Below are 16,385 nucleotides of genomic sequence, written 5' to 3'. Positions count from 1 at the left end.
CGCAGCCTGGAGTCGCGCGGGGTACGGGACGTCACGGGGAGCAGTCTTGCCTCTGACAGCCCGAAAGCCCAAACGGAACCCGGATCACCGGTGTCCCGAAGCGTGCGCACCGTCCGGTACCAACGGGCCGAAGCGGCACATCAGCTCACATCAGGGGCGTGAGGAAGCGTCGCAGCGTCTCCTCGTAGTAGGCCGGGTCGGCATTCCACATCGCCGCATGCGGAGCCTGCGCCACGGGGTGCAGGGCGACCAGGTCGGGGCGCCGGGCGGCGAGCACCCTGGAGGGCTGCCAGGGTGCCAGGGTGTCGTCGGGGCCGTGGAAGATCAGGGTGGGGACGTGCAGGGTCCGGGGCAGTGAGGTTTCCAGGAGCCGGGCGCCGCTCAGCCCGGTCTGTCCCTGTGCGGCCCGGACGGCGAGCGGGAGCAGGGCGGACGGCACCCCCCGGGCGGCGGCCAGGGCGCGCAGGGTGGTGGCCCAGTCCATGACCGGGGAGTCGAGGACGAGGCCGCAGATCCGGTCCCGGAGCGCGGAGTTGGCGGAGGCGTGGAGCGCCATCGAGGCGCCGGTCGACCAGCCGTGCAGCACGACCTTCTCGGCGCCGTAGCGGACCGCGAAGCGGATGGCCGCGTCCAGGTCGCGCCATTCGGACTCCCCGAGGTGGCTGAGCCCGTCCGGGGAGCGCGGTGCTCCGGCGTCGCCCCGGTAGGCCAGGTCGAGCACCGGCAGCTGCTGTCCGTTCAGGAAGGGGAGCAGGTTCAGGGGGTGTTCCCGGGTGGTGCCGATGCCGTGCGCGGCGATGACCCAGGTGTCGCGGGCGCCGGGCACGAACCAGGCGGGCAGGGCGCCGAGTTCACCGGTGATCTCGACCTCGCGGTGTTCGAGGCCGAGGGCCGCGGTGGGGTCGCCGCTGTAGACCTCGGGTGTGAGGCGGACCTTGGCCCCGGGGCGCAGGGTGCCGTGGCTGACGCGCTCCAGGCGGCGCACGACGGTGTCGGCGGCCTGGTGGGCCCGGTCGATGACCGGGCCGACGACGGCGTGGACGTCGTCACCGACCAGCCCGTAGGTGCCGGGGCGCAGCGCGGCGAAGGAACGGGTCAGGGTGACCTGTCCCGCCGCCGTCGCGTGCACGGTGAGTCTGCGGTCGGCGGGGAACGGACGGCCGGGCGGCGCCCCGAGGGCGGCGTCGCCGGCGTACCGGCCGGCCGCGACCGCTGCCGCACCGGCGCCGATGAGGGAGGTGACGACTGCTGCCGTCGCTGTAACCGGGCGCACGCCCTCAGTCTCCTGGGCGCCCGCGCACTCGGCCAGCGGGCGGGGGCCGTCCGGTGGCGGCCGCCCGCCCCGGCGGCCTCAGCCCGGCTGCCCGTAGCCCTTCAGCGCCTCCCGGACGTCGCTCAGCTGGTCCGGGGTGAGCAGGGCCGGGGAGCGGCCGGGGACGGCGCTCGCGGCGAGCCAGAGGCGGCACAGCCATTCGAGCTGGGCGGTGCGGTCGTACGCCTCGTCGAGGGTGGCTCCGTAGGTGACGGTCCCGTGGTTGCCGAGCAGGCAGCCGGTGCGGTCCCGCAGGGCGGCCAGCATGTTCGCGGCGAGTTCGTCGGTGCCGTACCGGGCGTATGGGGCGACCCGGACGGGACCCCCCAGCAGCGCGGCCGCGTAGTGGATCGGCGGGACCTCGGCGACGAGCGTGGAGACGGCCGTGGCGTGCACCGCGTGGGTGTGCACGACGGCGGCCGCCGTGGTGTTCCGGTAGAGAGCGAGATGGAGCGGGAGTTCGCTGGTCGGGGCCAGCTCGCCGAGGATCTGGTTGCCCTCCAGATCGACGCCGACCGCGTCCTGGGGGCGGAGCCGGTCGTACGGCACGCCGCTCGGGGTGACCAGGACGGTGCCGCCCACCCGCACCGACACGTTGCCCGAGGTGCCGACGACCAGTCCGTCGGCCGCCGTCCGGCGGGCGGTGGCGACGACCGCGCCCCAGGCCCGCCCGATGTCCCCGGACGGCCGGGCGTCCCCGGCCCGTCCGGTGCCTGCGGTGTGTTCTGCGCCCACGGCCTGTTCGACCGGACCCTGCCGCCCATCGCTCATACGAAGATCCTTTCCACTGATGAGCGGTCCATGTTTCTGCCCCGTTTCCGGAGGCCTGCCGGACCCGGATTCCGGGCCCACACCGGCCGGCGCCCGCCCCGCCCTGTCGGAGCACGGCCAAACGGGGCATCGTCACTCCGATTGGAGTCACCGCGACGCCCCGTTCAGTTCATCTTCCGTTCACTCAGGTTGCCTACGTTCCACGTGCCACTGACGTCGAACGATTGCCTGGGTAAATGGAACACATCACGCTGCTGCTCGCGATTGTGATCGTGACAGCTCTAGTGTTCGATTTCACGAACGGTTTCCACGACACCGCCAACGCGATGGCGACCACCATCTCGACCGGCGCACTCAAACCCAAGACAGCGGTGGCGATGTCCGCCGTTCTCAACCTGGTCGGCGCGTTCCTGTCGGTGGAGGTCGCCAAGACGATCTCCGGCGGGATCATCAACGAGAACGGCCTCAGAACCGAGGTCATCTTCGCGGCGCTCGTCGGCGCCATCCTGTGGAATCTGCTGACCTGGCTGGTCGGACTGCCGTCCAGCTCCTCGCACGCCCTCTTCGGCGGTCTGATCGGCGCCGCGGTGATGTCCGCGGGCTGGTCCTCGGTCGACGGCGGCACCGTCGTCACCAAGGTGCTGCTCCCCGCGGTCGCCGCCCCGTTCGTCGCCGGTCTGGCCGCACTGCTGGCCACCAGGCTGACGTACCGGATCGGCGGGAAGATCCGTAACGACGCCCAGGAGAAGGCGACCGCCAAGGGCTACCGGGCCGGGCAGATCGCCTCCGCCGGGCTGGTCTCGCTCGCCCACGGCACCAATGACGCGCAGAAGACCATGGGCATCATCACGCTGGCCCTGGTCACCGGCGGAGTGCTCTCCCCCGGTGCGAACCCGCCGGTCTGGGTCATCGTCAGCGCCGGTCTGGCCATCGCGCTCGGCACCTACCTGGGCGGCTGGCGCATCATCCGCACCATGGGCAGCGGCCTCACCGAGCTCAAGCCGCCGCAGGGCTTCGCCGCCCAGACCAGTGCGGCCACGGTCATCCTGGCCTCCTCGCACCTCGGCTTCTCCCTCTCCACCACCCAGTCCTGCTCGGGGGCGGTGATGGGCGCCGGCCTCGGCCGGCGGGGCGGTGTGGTCCGCTGGTCCACCGCCACCCGGATGTTCGTCGCCTGGGGTCTGACACTGCCCGCCGCCGGCCTGGTCGGCGCGGGGGCGGAGTTCCTCACCAAGCAGGGCACCTGGGGCGTCGTGCTCGTCGCCGTGCTGCTGGTCGCGGGCTCCGGAGCGATCTGGGTCCTGTCCCGCCGCAAGCCGGTCGGCCAGGACGACGTCGCGCCCGGCGGCCAGGACGGCGTCTCGGCCGGCGGGCACGCCGAACCCGCCGGGATCGTCACCACCGCCATCGCGGCCGTCAGCCCGCCGCCCACCGCGGCCCAGGCCCAGCAGGACCTCAAGACCACCATCCCGGCCCCGGCCGGACCCGTAGCCGCCGACCCGGCACGACCTGCCACGGTGTAAGGAAGATCCTCCATGAACATCGACTGGGCAGCCCTCGGCACCGTCTTCGGCGTCTCTCTCGTCGCCACCGTCGCCCTGGTGGGCCTCTTCACCCTGGGCATCGTCGGCCTCTCCCGGCAGCCCGGACCGGCCGCGCCGGGCGGGCAGGCCGGCGGGTCCCTGATGCTGGCCCGCGCGGGCGCGTACGCCTGCTTCGGGCTGTGCGCGGCGGCGGTGGCCTACGGCATCTACCTGATCGTCGCCTGAACCGCAGTCCATGACCCACCGCACCTGAACCACCGCACCTGAACCATCCGCCGCATCGGGCCGGCCGCACCTCGCGTGCGGCCGGCCCGATGTGGGTCTCAGCACACTGCACCGCCGCAGGTCAACGGTAGGTTGACTGGCGTTCGCGGAGCGTGGTGGACTGCCGGAGCCATTACGGCGACAGCAGAGGAAGCCGGTGCGAATCCGGCGCGGTCCCGCCACTGTCACCGGGGAGCAGTCCCCCACCACCGGAAGTCACGGTCCACGCCGAGTGGACTGGAAGACCGGGGGAACTGCGGATCCGGGAGCCAGGAGACTCTGGTCGCCGATCACGTCGAACCAGGGCGCGGACCCTGAGTGAGGACATATCGCCATGCCCGGCCGCCGTGCGTCCGTATCCGTGTCTCCCCCGCCGCCAACTGCCCCCACCAAGGGCGTCCGAGGCGCGACGGCCGGCTGATCCGTGCGTGCCGATCGCATCTTCGCGTACGGCGCCACGGCCGGTCTGATCGGTGACCTGCTGCTCGGTGACCCCCGCCGGGGGCATCCGGTCGCCGCCTTCGGGCGGGCCGCGGCAGGCGTCGAACGCCGTCTGTGGCGCGACCACCGCGGGTGGGGCGCGCTGCACACCCTGGTCTGCGCCGGAGGCGCCGCCGGCGGCGCGGCACTGGCCGCCCGTGCGCTGCGCCGCCGTCCCGCCGCGTCCGTGGCCCTGACCGCCGCCGCCACCTGGGCCGTCGTCGGCGGTACGTCGCTGGGGCGCGAGGCCCGGTCCATCGGCGGCGCGCTGGCCGCCGGCGACCTCGAACTGGCCCGCGAGCGGCTGCCCCACCTGTGCGGCCGCGATCCGCAGTCCCTGGACGGACCGCAGATCGCCCGCGCCGTGGTGGAGTCCGTCGCCGAGAACACCTCCGACGCCGTGGTCGGCGCCCTGGTGTGGGGCGCGCTGGGCGGGGTCCCCGGGCTCGTCGGCTTCCGGGCCGCCAACACCCTGGACGCGATGGTCGGGCACAGGTCGCCCCGCCACCTGCGTTACGGCTGGGCCTCGGCCCGCCTCGACGACCTCGTGGGCTGGCCCGGCGCCCGGCTGACCGCGCTGCTCGCGGTCGCCGCCGGGGGGCGGCCCCGGGGTGCGCTGCGGGCCTGGCGGGCGGATGCCCACCGGCATCCGAGCCCCAACGCGGGCCCCGTGGAGGCCTCGTTCGCGGGCGCGCTGGGCGTACGGCTCGGCGGCACCCTCGCCTACGGCGGCCGGGTCGAGCACCGCCCCGTACTCAACGGCGCTGCCGGCCGGGCGGTGGGGACGAAGGACATCGAACGCGCCGTACGGCTCTCGCGCCGGATCGGCGTGCTGGCCCTCGGTGTGAGCGTGGCGGCCCGGCTGGGCGCGGGCGCCGCGGCACGGCGGATCACCTCGACGCGCGGTCCGGGCACGCCTGCCCCGAGTGCGCGCACCTCAGGACGGAGACCGACATGAGCGGCGGACTGCTGGTCGCCGGGACCACATCGGACGCGGGCAAGAGCGTCGTCACGGCGGGCATCTGCCGCTGGCTGGTGCGCCAGGGGGTGAAGGTCGCGCCGTTCAAGGCGCAGAACATGTCCCTCAACTCCTTCGTCACCCGCGAGGGCGCCGAGATCGGCCGGGCCCAGGCCATGCAGGCCCAGGCCGCCCGGGTGGAGCCGACCGCGCTGATGAACCCGGTACTGCTCAAGCCGGGCAGCGACCGCTCCAGCCAGGTCGTCCTGATGGGGCGCGCGGTCGGTGAGATGAGCGCCCGCGGCTACCACGGCGGCAGGCAGGAGCAGTTGCTGTCCACCGTCGTGGACTGCCTGGAGCAGCTCCGGTCCACATATGACGCGGTGATCTGCGAGGGGGCGGGCAGTCCGGCCGAGATCAACCTGCGGCGCACCGACATCGTGAACATGGGCATCGCACGGGCGGCCCGCTTCCCGGTGGTGGTCGTCGGGGACATCGACCGGGGCGGGGTCTTCGCCTCGTTCTTCGGTACGACGGCGCTGCTGGCCGCCGAGGACCAGGAACTGATCGCCGGTTACCTGGTCAACAAGTTCCGGGGTGACGTGTCACTGCTGGAGCCTGGCCTGGACATGCTGCTCGGTCTCACCGGGCGGCCGACGTACGGGGTACTGCCGTTCGCCCACGGCCTCGGCATCGACGAGGAGGACGGGCTGCGGGTCTCGCTGCGCGGCACCGTGCGCGAGTCCGTCGTCGCGCCTCCGCACGGCGAGGACGTCCTGCGCGTCGCCGTGTGCGCGGTGCCCCTGATGTCGAACTTCACCGACGTCGACGCGCTGGCCGCCGAACCCGGCGTCGTCGTGCGGTTCGTGGACCGGCCCGAGGAGCTGTCCGACGCCGATCTCGTCATCGTGCCCGGCACCCGGGGCACGGTGAAGGCGCTGGCCTGGCTGCGCGAGCGCGGCCTTGCCGACGCGCTGCTGCGGCGCGCCGCCGAGGGCCGCCCGGTCCTCGGCATCTGCGGCGGCTACCAGATCCTCGGCGAGCACATCGAGGACGAGGTGGAGTCGCGCGCCGGGCAGGTCGACGCGCTCGGCCTGCTCCCCGTACGCGTGCGGTTCGAACGCGAGAAGACCCTCGCCCGGCCGGTCGGCGAGGCGCTCGGCGCCCCCGTCGAGGGGTACGAGATCCACCACGGCGTCGCGGACGTGCGGGGCGGCGAGCCGTTCCTCACCGACGCGCGGGGCCGACGCCTGGACGGCTGCCGGTCCGGCGCGGTGTGGGGCACGCACTGGCACGGCTCGCTGGAGAGCGACGCGTTCCGCCGCCGCTTCCTGACCGAGGTCGCGCGGGCCGCGGGGCGCCGCTTCGTCCCCGCCCCCGGCACCTGCTTCGCCGCACTGCGCGAGGAGCAGCTCGACCGCCTCGGTGACCTCATCGAGGAACACGCCGACACCGACGCGCTGTGGCGGCTCATCGAGTCGGGCGCACCCGCCGGACTCCCCTTCGTCCCGCCGGGAGCGCCCCCGGCCCCCGGGAGCCCGGACGTGACGGGGCCCCGCACACCGGTCCCCGCCCCGCAGCCGCCACCGGGGCCCGGACGCCCGTCGCAACCGCTGGAATCCGCCGCCACCAAGGAGGCCCTGTGAGTACGCCGTACCCCTTCACCGCCATCGTCGGGCAGGACGATCTCCGGCTCGGCCTGCTGCTCAACGCCGTCTCGCCGGCCGTCGGCGGGGTGCTGGTGCGGGGCGAGAAGGGCACCGCCAAGTCCACCGCCGTGCGCGCGCTGGCCGCGCTGATGCCGGAGGTGGCCGTCGTCCCGGGGTGCCGTTTCTCCTGCGACCCGGCATCGCCCGACCCGGCGTGTCCCGACGGCCCGCACGAGCCGGCGCCCGGCGTGTCGCGGGCGGCGCGGACGGTCGAGCTGCCCGTCGGCGCGTCCGAGGACCGGCTCGTCGGCGCCCTGGACATCGAACGGGCGCTGGCCGAGGGCGTGAAGGCCTTCGAGCCGGGGCTCCTCGCGGACGCCCACCGCGGCATCCTGTACGTGGACGAGGTCAACCTCCTCCACGACCACCTGGTCGACCTGCTGCTGGACGCGGCCGCCATGGGCGCCTCGTACGTGGAGCGCGAAGGCGTCTCCGTACGGCATGCCGCGCGCTTCCTGCTCGTCGGGACGATGAACCCGGAGGAGGGCGAGCTCAGGCCGCAGCTCCTGGACCGGTTCGGGCTGACCGTCGAGGTCGCCGCCTCGCGTGAGACCGACCTGCGGGTCGAGGTGGTGCGCCGGCGGCTCGCCTACGACGACGACCCGGCCGCCTTCGCCGCCCGGTGGGCCGAGGAGGAGGGGACGCTGCGGGACCGGATCACGGCCGCGCGGGCACTGCTGCCGCAAGTGCGGCTCGGTGACGGGGCGTTGCGGCAGATCGCGGCCACCTGCGCGGCCTTCGAGGTCGACGGGATGCGGGCCGACATCGTCATGGCCAGGACCGCCACGGCACTGGCCGCCTGGGCGGGGCGCACCGACGTCCAGGCCGAGGACGTACGGCAGGCCGCGCTGCTCGCGCTCCCCCACAGGCGCCGGCGCAATCCGTTCGACGCGCCGGGGCTCGACGAGGACAAGCTCGACGACACGCTGGAGCAGAACCGCGGCGAGGACGAGGATCCGGACCCGGACGGCCCCGGTGGCGGCGCCCCGCCCCCGCAGGGCGACGGACCCGACGCACCGCCGCAGCCCGAGGGCGGCGCCGACGACACGCCCGAGGGGGCGGGGCCCGAGCAGTCCGTGCCCGAACAGGGCAAGGAGCGGGAGCCGGGACAGGGGCAGCCCGCCGGGGGCGGCGAGCAGCAGCCCGTGCGGGCCGGCGAGCCGTTCCGGACGAAGATGCTGAGCGTGCCCGGCCTGGGCGAGGGCGCGGCGGGGCGGCGCTCCCGGGCGCGTACCGAACACGGGCGTACCACCGGCGCACGGCGTCCGCAGGGCGCGCTCACCAAGCTGCACCTGGCCGCCACCGTGCAGGCCGCCGCCCCGCACCAGCGGGCGCGGGGCCGTTCGGGGCCGGGCCTGGTGGTGCGGCGGGACGATCTGCGGCAGGCCACCCGGGAGGGGCGCGAGGGCAATCTCGTGCTGTTCGTGGTGGACGCGTCGGGCTCGATGGCGGCCCGGCAGCGCATGACTGCGGTGAAGGGCGCGGTCCTCTCCCTGCTGATGGACGCCTACCAGCGGCGGGACAAGGTCGGGCTGATCACCTTCCGGGGCAAGGAGGCGGCCGTGGTGCTGCCGCCGACCTCCTCGGTGGACGCGGCCGCCGCACGGCTGGAGACGCTGCCCACCGGTGGCCGCACCCCGGTGGCCGCCGGGCTGCTGAAGGCCCATGACGTGCTGCGGGTGGAGCGGCTGCGCGATCCGTCGCGTCGGCCGCTGCTGGTCGTGGTGACCGACGGGCGCGCGACCGGCGGGCCGGAGCCGGTGGCCCTGGCCGCGCGGGCGGCCCGGCTGCACGAGGCTGAGGGCATCGCGTCCGTGGTCGTGGACTGCGAGGCGGGGCCGGTGCGGCTCGGCCTCGCGGCGGGTCTCGCGGCCGAGCTGGGCGGCACCGCCGTCACGCTCGACGAGCTGCGGGCCGACTCGATCGCCGGGCTGGTCAAGGACGTTCAGGGTGACAACAGGAGGGCCGCATAGTGCCGCAGGGACAGCCGGTAAGTGTGCCGGACGACGGACTCACCACCCGGCAGCGCCGCAACCGGCCGCTGCTGATGGTGCACACCGGCATCGGCAAGGGGAAGTCGACGGCGGCCTTCGGGCTGGCGCTGCGCGCCTGGAATCAGGGGTGGCCGGTCGGCGTCTTCCAGTTCGTGAAGTCCGCGAAGTGGAAGGTCGGTGAGGAGAACGCGCTGAAGGTGCTCGGCGCGAGCGGCGAGGGCGGGCCCGTCGTCTGGCACAAGATGGGCGAGGGCTGGTCCTGGGTCCAGCGCGACCAGCAGCTGGACAACGAGGCGGCGGCCCGCGAGGGCTGGGAGCAGGTCAAGCGCGACCTCGCCGCCGAGACGCACCGGCTCTACGTGCTCGACGAGTTCGCCTACCCGATGCACTGGGGCTGGGTCGACACCGACGAGGTGGTCCAGGTGCTGCGCGAGCGGCCCGGCTCGCAGCACGTCGTGATCACCGGGCGCAATGCGCCCGCCGCGCTGCTGGACGCGGCGGACCTGGTGACCGACATGTCGAAGGTCAAGCACCCGATGGACGCCGGGCAGAAGGGCCAGAGGGGCATCGAGTGGTGACGATTCCGCGCCTGGTCATAGCCGCGCCGTCGTCCGGCAGCGGCAAGACCACCGTCGCGACGGGTCTGATGGCCGCCTTCGCCGGGCGCGGACTCGCCGTGTCCGGGCACAAGGTGGGGCCCGACTACATCGACCCGGGCTACCACACCCTCGCCACGGGGCGGCCGGGGCGCAATCTCGACGCGTACATGTGCGGGCCGCAGCTGATCGCCCCGCTGTTCGCGCACGGGGCACTGGGCTGTGACCTGGCGGTCGTCGAGGGCGTGATGGGGCTGTACGACGGAGCCTCGGGGCTCGGCGAGCTGGCGTCCACCGCGCATGTCGCGAAGCTGCTGCGAGCGCCGGTGGTGCTGGTCGTGGACGCGTCGTCGCAGTCCCGGTCGGTGGCGGCGCTGGTGCACGGTTTCGCCTCGTGGGACCCGCATGTGCGGATCGGCGGGGTGATCCTGAACAAGGTCGGCTCGGACCGGCACGAGGCGCTGCTGCGCGAGGCCCTGGAGGAGTCCGGGGTGCCGGTGCTGGGGGCGCTGCGGCGGGCCGGGCAACTGGCGGTGCCGTCGCGGCACCTCGGCCTGGTGCCGGTGGCGGAGCGGCGGGGCGACGCGGTGGCCGCTGTCGCGGCGATGGCGGGGCAGGTGCTGGCCGGGTGCGACCTGGACGGGCTGATGGCCCTGGCGCGGTCGGCGCCGCCGGTGACGGGTGAGGTGTGGGACGCGGCGGGGGCGGTGGACGCGGCGGGCGGCTCTGACCGGAGCGCCGCCCCGGACCCGGCTCCCCAGACGCCGGCAGGGCTGAGCAGCCCGCCGGAGGGGCCGCGTGGGGCCGGGGCGCGTGTCGCCGTTGCCTCCGGGGCCGCGTTCACCTTCTCCTACGCCGAGCACAGTGAGCTGCTGACCGCCGCCGGGGCCGAGGTGGTGCCGTTCGATCCGCTGCGGGACGAGGCACTGCCCGAAGGGACTTCGGGGCTGGTCATCGGGGGCGGTTTCCCCGAGGTGTACGGGCCCGGTCTGTCGGCCAACGAGCCGTTGCGCAAGGCCGTCGCGGAGCTGGCGGCGTCCGGGGCTCCGGTGGCCGCCGAGTGTGCGGGGCTGCTCTACCTGGCGCGGTCGCTCGACGGGCTGCCGATGTGCGGGGTGCTGGACGCCGAGGGGCGGATGTCCCAGCGGCTGACGCTCGGCTACCGGGAGGCCGTGGCACTGTCCGACAGCGCGCTCGCGGCCGCCGGCACCCGGATGCGCGGGCACGAGTTCCACCGCACCGTGCTGGAGCCGGGCGCCGGGGACCGGCCGGCGTGGGGCATGCACCGGCCGGAGAAGCGCGTGGAGGGGTACGTGCACCGGGGCGTGCACGCGAGCTACCTGCACACCCACTGGGCCTCGGCGCCCGGTACGGCCCTCCGGTTCGTCCAGCGGTGCCGGGAGGTCCCGGCGGAACTCGCGCCGGGCGACGGCGCACCGGGCGCGGCGCGGTGAGCAGCTCAGTCCGCGATGCCCACGACCAGCCAGATGAAGCCCACTCCGGCGATCGTCCAGAGCAGGGTGGAACGGGCCGGGTGGTCGTGGTGCGCCTCGGGCAGGATCTCGGCGGCGGCGAGGTAGAGCAGCGCTCCGCCGAAGAAACCGAGATAGCAGCCGAGGAGTTCCGCCGGAAGGGTGAACAGCAGCGTCGTCGCCGCACCGATGACGGGCGCAGCCGCGTCCGCGTAGAGCATCGTGAGGGCCTTGCGGCGCGCGTTCCCGTACAGGCTGGTGATCGTGTAGGTGTTGAAGCCGTCCGCGAAGTCGTGGGTGATGACGGCGAGTGCGACGGCCGCGCCCATGCCGCCGCCGACCTGGAAGGCCGCGCCGAGCGCCACGCCGTCCATCAGGCTGTGGCCGACCATCGCCGCCGCCGCCGTCAGCCCGACCTGGGGCACCCGTTCCTCGCCCGCCCCGTGCGCGGCCTGGCGCACCGCGAGCAGCCGCTCCACCAGGTGGGCGACCAGGAAGCCCCCGACGAACAGCAGCAGGGCCGCCGGTACCCCGAAGACCAGGCCGCCGGCGGCCTCGATCGCCTCCGGCAGCAGGTCCAGGCCGACCACGCCGAGCATCAGTCCGCCGGCGAAGCCGAGTACGAGGTGGCGGCGGTCGGTGACGCGCTGGGCGACCCAGCCACCGGCCAGGGTCATCAGGAACGCGCCGAGCGCGACGAACACCGCCATGGGCTCTTGCTAGCCGATCGACCCCGGTGCGCGCATCTCAGGACGCCACCACCACTCCTGCCGGAAGGACCGTCCCATGACCGAGAGTGCCCGCGGTCGCCTTCCCGGTCCGCTTCCCGGTCCGCCGACGTACGGGCCGGAGCCCGCCTCGCTCATCGTCGGCGTCGGCGCGTCCAGGGGCGCGCCTCGGGACGAGGTGGTCGGGCTGATCCGGGAGACCCTGGCCGGGGCGGGGCTCTCGCCGCTGAGCGTCGCGGAGTTGGTGACCGTCGACGCCAGGGCCGGGGAGCCGGGGATCGTGGCCGCCGCCGCCGAGCTCGGTGTGCCGCTGCGGGCGTACGCCGCCGAGGTGCTGGCCCGTGTCGGGGTTCCGCATCCGTCCGGCGCACCGCTGGCAGCCGTCGGCACGCCCTCGGTGGCGGAGGCCGCCGCGCTCGCCGAGGGCGGTGAACTCCTCGTGCCGAAGCGGAAGTCGCGCCCGGAGGGGCGCGCGGCGATGGTCACCTGCGCCGTCGTCCGCCGGGCTCCGCGCGGGCACCCCGCCGTCGCGGGGGCGGCGACGGCGCTCCTGCCGCCGGTCACGCACCTCGCGCCGTCGGGTCCGGACCGTTGCGTGAAGCCTGCCGGGGGGCGCATAGTCGTTCTTCCGTACTCCCACCCTGACGACGACGGCCATTCCCCCCACCCCCACCCCCACCATGGCGGTCATGCACACTCCCACTGAGAGCCCCGACGCGACCGGCGCGGGCGCCCACGATCTGCGGCATCACGGTGACGCGGAGGTACGGGGACGGGGCCGGGATCTGACCGATCTCGCCGTCAACGTACGGGCCGGCACCCCACCGGCCTGGCTGAAGGAGCGGATAGCCGCGTCGCTGGGCGCACTCTCCGCCTATCCGGACGGACGCCCCGCGCTCGCGGCGGTCGCCGCACGGCACGGGCTGCCGCCCGAGCGGGTCCTGTTGACCTCGGGTGCGGCGGAGGCGTTCGTGCTGATCGCACGCGCGCTGCCGGCCCGGCGGCCGGTGGTGGTCCATCCCCAGTTCACCGAGCCCGAGGCCGCCCTGCGCGCGGCCGGGCACGAGGTGGGCCGGGTGCTGCTGCGGGCCGAGGACGGCTTCCGGCTGGATCCGGCCGCCGTTCCGGACGACGCGGATCTGGTGGTGGTCGGCAATCCGACCAACCCGACATCCGTGCTGCACCCCTCCGCCGTCCTGGAGAAGCTGGCCCGCCCGGGGCGCACTCTCGTGGTCGACGAGGCGTTCATGGACGCAGTGCCCGGTGAGCGCGAGGCGCTGTGCGGCCGTACGGACGTCCCCGGGCTCGTGGTCCTGCGCAGCCTCACCAAGACCTGGGGGCTCGCCGGGCTGCGGATCGGCTACGTCACGGCCGCGCCGGAGACCGTGCGCAGGCTGGCGCAGGCGCAGCCGCTGTGGCCGGTGTCCTCGCCCGCTCTGGCGGCGGCCGAGGCGTGCGTGGAGCCGAGCGCGCTGGCCGAGGCGGCGGCCGCTGCGGAGCGCATCGCGGTGGACCGGTGTCATCTGGTCGCCGGGCTGCGCGAGTTCACCGAGATCCGGGTGGTGGAGCCGGCCGAGGCGCCCTTCGTCCTGATCCGGCTCGAACGGGCTGCGGAGATACGGGAGCGGCTGCGGATGCTGGGCTTCGCCGCCCGGCGCGGCGACACGTTCCCGGGGCTCGGTACCGACTGGCTGCGGCTGGCCGTGCGCGACCGTACGACGACCAACCGGTTTCTGCAGGTGCTCGACCAGGCGCTCCAGGCGCTGACCGCCGTCAGCAGGTGACGGCCCCGCCCGGCAGGTGTCGCGCCGAGGGGCGGGGAGCGGTGCTCCGTCCGTGGAACACCGCTCCCCGCCCCCTTTACCTACGGCCCCCCGGCCGCCCCCTCGGGCCCTGACTCACTCCCCCGCAGGTCAGTTCTGCGAACGCCGCCTGGCCACGACCATGGCGCCCGCGCCGGCTGCCAGCAGCAGGGCCGCGCCACCGGCGATGTACGGCGTGGTGGAGCTGGAGCCCGTCTCGGCGAGGTCGGCGTCGGTGGCCGCGGGGGCGTTGCCGGTGCCGGTCTGCGTCTTCACATCGCCGCCGGAGTCACCACCGGAGTGACCGGAGGTGGAACTGCTGCTGCCCCCGTTGCCCGAGCTGCCCCCGCTGCCCGAAGTGCCGGAGCTGCCGGAGCTGCCGGAGCCGTTGGTGCTGGAGCCCCCGTCGGACGAACCACCGTTGTCGGAACCACCGTCGGACGAACCACCGTCGGACGAACCACCGTTCGAGGAGCCGCCGTCCGAAGAGCCGCCGGTGGAGCCGCCCGGCTTGGGCGCCTTCGGGGTCTCGCAGGTGGCCTCGGCGAGCGTGACCTCGCCCTGCACATCGGCGACGTTGAGCTTGAGCGGGTTGACCGAGACCTTCAGCCGGAGCGCCGTGGCCGCCGCGGTGCGCGAGGTGGTGTCCGTCTTCGCCAGGTCGAGCGCCACCTCACCGACACCGGGCACCTTGATCTCGGTGGTGCCTCCGGTGGTGAGGGTGACGCGCCGGCCGAGCACCTTCACATGCCCCAGCACGTTCGCCTCGGCCACCGGCCGGTGGCCCACCTCGCAGACCGCCTTCGTGGTGATCTGCTCGACCTCGATCAGCGAGAGCAACGGCAGTCCGGGCAGGTGGAGCCGGGCCTTCGCGATGTTCGTGTAGCCCTCGGCACGGTGCTTGTCGACGGTCGCGTTCGCCGTCGCGACATCCGCGCGCAGGACCTTGACCGGCTGTCCGTGCTCCACGCCGTCGAGCCGCACGCTGAGCGCGGTCTCCTTCTTGGTGGCCGGGGCGTGTACCTCGTTGAGCGTGGTCCTGAGCGGGACATCGATCGTCTTGTTCAGGAGCGAGACGTCGAGTGCGGTGCGGAGCACTACCGCGCTCGCCTTCCCGCCGCCGGTGGTCGCGGCGGTGGTCGCGGTGGCGGCCTGGGCCGGGACGGCGACCAGCAGCGCGACGGGAGCGGCGGCGACCGCAAGGGCAGCGAGGCGGAAGGTGTTGCTGTTCAAGATGGTGGAACCCCCACAAGAGACTTGGAGCCGCCGGCGCCGTCCAATGGGGGACATCGCGGGCACCGGTGGCCTCGACTCCGTGAATCTTTACGCACGGAGGGTGAACTGGCGGATACCTGAGGTGAGTTCACCCCAAAGGGGGGTTTCCGTGCTTGTATTCGAATATTCCGGCACGTGCGTTCCTCGGGTTCACCCGTTTCACTGAGTGTGAGCGGCTCGGGGACGGCGGTACCGGGGCGCACGCAGAAGTGGTTCAACGAACGGTCCGGGCTCCGGTAACTGCCGGTCAACACGGCGCACCCCGGGGCCGGTCCGCCCCGGGGCACCCGTCAGCCGATCACCCGTCCGTTCAGCACGACCCTGCGGGGCGCGGCCAGCACGCGCACGTCCGCCCGCGGGTCCTCGTCGTACACCACCAGGTCCGCCGGGGCCCCCTCCTCCAGCCCCGGCCGCCCGAGCCACGCGCGGGCGCCCCAGGCCGCCGCGGACAGCGCCTCCAGGGCCGGGATGCCCGCCTTCACCAGTTCCGCGACCTCGTCGGCCACCAGCCCGTGGGCCAGCACCCCGCCCGCGTCGGTGCCCACGAAGACGGGGACCCCGGCGTCGTAGGCGGCGCCCACCGTGTCGTAACGCCGCTCGTGCAGCCGGCGCATATGGGCCGACCAGCGCGGGTACTTGGCGTCGCCGCCGCGCGCCAGCGAGGGGAAGGTGGCGATGTTGACCAGCGTCGGGACGATCGCCACCCCGCGCTCGGCGAAGAGCGGGACGGTCTCCTCGGTGAGCCCGGTCGCGTGCTCGACGCAGTCGATCCCGGCCTCGACGAGATCGCGCAGCGAGTCCTCCGCGAAGCAGTGCGCGGTGACCCTGGCGCCCAGCCGGTGTGCCTCCTCGATGGCGGCCCCGACCGCCTCGCGCGGCCAGCAGGCGGTCAGGTCGCCCACCTCCCGGTCGATCCAGTCCCCGACCAGCTTCACCCAGCCGTCGCCGCGGCGCGCCTCCTGCGCCACGTACGCGACAAGCTCGTCCGGCTCGATCTCGTACGCGTAGTTCCTGGTGTAGCGCCGGGTCCTGGCGATGTGGCGGCCGGCCCGGATGATCTTCGGGAGGTCCTCGCGGTCGTCGATCCACCGGGTGTCGGCGGGCGAACCCGCGTCGCGCAGGAGCAGCGCGCCGGCCTCCCGGTCGTCGACGGCCTGCTTCTCGGTGGTCGCCGTGTCGACGGCCCCGTGGTGGTCGAGCCCGACGTGGCAGTGGGCGTCGACCAGCCCCGGCAGCGTCCAGCCGGTGAGGACGGTCGCCCCGTCCGCGCCGGGGGGCCGCTCGTATGTGACGCGCCCGTCGACCGCCCAGAGTTCGTCCCTGACCTCTTCGGGTCCGACGAGCACCCGCCCCTTCACATGCAGCACCCTCGGCGCCTGGTGATCACTCATGGACAGCACTGTACGAGGGACCCCTCGGGCGGGCCGCGAGGTGCTGGGTACGCTCGGTGCGGGCCCGGTCCGCAGGCCCGTACACCGTC

At 74.2% G+C, this 16,385-nt stretch carries 12 protein-coding genes, 1 pseudogene and 1 riboswitch; of the genes and pseudogenes, 8 read left to right on the top strand and 5 right to left on the bottom strand.

The features are described 5' to 3' along the window. Positions 1–145: 145 nt before the first annotated feature. Both EDD93_RS22325 and EDD93_RS22320 read right to left on the bottom strand, forming a co-directional pair. Positions 146–1,273, bottom strand: a complete 1,128-nt coding sequence (locus EDD93_RS22325; protein ID WP_123526834.1) for an alpha/beta hydrolase — start codon at positions 1,271–1,273, stop codon at positions 146–148. 78 nt (positions 1,274–1,351) lie between these two features. Beyond that, positions 1,352–2,083 (bottom strand): class II aldolase/adducin family protein, encoded by a 732-nt coding sequence (locus EDD93_RS22320; protein ID WP_123526833.1) that lies wholly within the window; start codon positions 2,081–2,083, stop codon positions 1,352–1,354. A 236-nt stretch (positions 2,084–2,319) separates the two neighbouring features. On the opposite strand from EDD93_RS22320, the gene EDD93_RS22315 reads away from it, so the two are divergent. From EDD93_RS22315 to EDD93_RS22285, 7 genes are all read left to right on the top strand, one after another. Then, positions 2,320–3,606 (top strand): inorganic phosphate transporter, encoded by a 1,287-nt coding sequence (locus tag EDD93_RS22315; protein WP_123526832.1) that lies wholly within the window; start codon positions 2,320–2,322, stop codon positions 3,604–3,606. Positions 3,607–3,618: 12 nt separating this feature from the next. Then, complete coding sequence (locus EDD93_RS22310) at positions 3,619–3,852, top strand: hypothetical protein (RefSeq protein WP_123526831.1); 234 nt, start codon at positions 3,619–3,621, stop codon at positions 3,850–3,852. Positions 3,853–4,037: 185 nt separating this feature from the next. Continuing rightward, positions 4,038–4,171: riboswitch (cobalamin riboswitch) on the top strand. Positions 4,172–4,315: 144 nt separating this feature from the next. After that, positions 4,316–5,329 (top strand): cobalamin biosynthesis protein, encoded by a 1,014-nt coding sequence (locus tag EDD93_RS22305; protein ID WP_123526830.1) that lies wholly within the window; start codon positions 4,316–4,318, stop codon positions 5,327–5,329. Next, positions 5,326–6,975: a cobyric acid synthase gene (locus EDD93_RS22300; protein ID WP_123526829.1), complete on the top strand. Its 1,650-nt coding sequence runs from the start codon at positions 5,326–5,328 to the stop codon at positions 6,973–6,975. The genes EDD93_RS22305 and EDD93_RS22300 overlap by 4 nt, the downstream gene beginning before the upstream one ends. After that, positions 6,972–9,011: a putative cobaltochelatase gene (locus EDD93_RS22295; protein WP_123526828.1), complete on the top strand. Its 2,040-nt coding sequence runs from the start codon at positions 6,972–6,974 to the stop codon at positions 9,009–9,011. The genes EDD93_RS22300 and EDD93_RS22295 overlap by 4 nt, the downstream gene beginning before the upstream one ends. Further along, positions 9,011–9,610: a cob(I)yrinic acid a,c-diamide adenosyltransferase gene (gene cobO, locus EDD93_RS22290; protein WP_123526827.1), complete on the top strand. Its 600-nt coding sequence runs from the start codon at positions 9,011–9,013 to the stop codon at positions 9,608–9,610. The genes EDD93_RS22295 and cobO overlap by 1 nt, the downstream gene beginning before the upstream one ends. Then, a complete protein-coding gene (locus tag EDD93_RS22285) occupies positions 9,604–11,082 on the top strand; it encodes a cobyrinate a,c-diamide synthase (RefSeq protein WP_123526826.1) in 1,479 nt (492 codons plus the stop codon). The genes cobO and EDD93_RS22285 overlap by 7 nt, the downstream gene beginning before the upstream one ends. A gap of 5 nt (positions 11,083–11,087) precedes the next feature. Here EDD93_RS22285 and EDD93_RS22280 read toward each other — a convergent pair whose 3' ends face one another. Next, entirely contained in the window at positions 11,088–11,810 is a 723-nt protein-coding gene (locus EDD93_RS22280; RefSeq protein ID WP_123526825.1) for a ZIP family metal transporter, read from the bottom strand. 76 nt (positions 11,811–11,886) lie between these two features. On the opposite strand from EDD93_RS22280, the pseudogene cobC reads away from it, so the two are divergent. Then, a pseudogene (gene cobC / locus EDD93_RS22270) lies at positions 11,887–13,612 on the top strand (Rv2231c family pyridoxal phosphate-dependent protein CobC). A 129-nt stretch (positions 13,613–13,741) separates the two neighbouring features. Here the strand turns inward: cobC and EDD93_RS22265 are convergent. Together EDD93_RS22265 and EDD93_RS22260 are read right to left on the bottom strand one after the other, a co-directional pair. Further along, a complete protein-coding gene (locus EDD93_RS22265) occupies positions 13,742–14,863 on the bottom strand; it encodes an SCO1860 family LAETG-anchored protein (protein ID WP_123526823.1) in 1,122 nt (373 codons plus the stop codon). 332 nt (positions 14,864–15,195) lie between these two features. Further along, on the bottom strand, positions 15,196–16,272 hold the full coding sequence (locus EDD93_RS22260; protein ID WP_398905121.1) for an amidohydrolase family protein: 1,077 nt from the start codon (positions 16,270–16,272) through the stop codon (positions 15,196–15,198). Positions 16,273–16,385 lie beyond the last annotated feature (113 nt).

This window comes from Streptomyces sp. 840.1, from assembly GCF_003751445.1.
Classification (GTDB): Bacteria; Actinomycetota; Actinomycetes; order Streptomycetales; family Streptomycetaceae; genus Streptomyces.
The sequence above is the reverse complement of the archived record's forward strand: the minus strand, read 5'-3'. Positions and strand labels throughout refer to the sequence as shown.

Excerpts from the sequence above, each read along its gene's own strand:
- EDD93_RS22320 (WP_123526833.1), bottom strand. The coding sequence starts at position 2,083 with ATGAGCGATGGGCGGCAGGGTCCGGTCGAACAGGCCGTGGGCGCAGAA.
- EDD93_RS22315 (WP_123526832.1), top strand. The coding sequence starts at position 2,320 with ATGGAACACATCACGCTGCTGCTCGCGATTGTGATCGTGACAGCTCTA.
- EDD93_RS22310 (WP_123526831.1), top strand. The coding sequence starts at position 3,619 with ATGAACATCGACTGGGCAGCCCTCGGCACCGTCTTCGGCGTCTCTCTC.
- EDD93_RS22300 (WP_123526829.1), top strand. The coding sequence starts at position 5,326 with ATGAGCGGCGGACTGCTGGTCGCCGGGACCACATCGGACGCGGGCAAG.
- EDD93_RS22280 (WP_123526825.1), bottom strand. The coding sequence starts at position 11,810 with ATGGCGGTGTTCGTCGCGCTCGGCGCGTTCCTGATGACCCTGGCCGGT.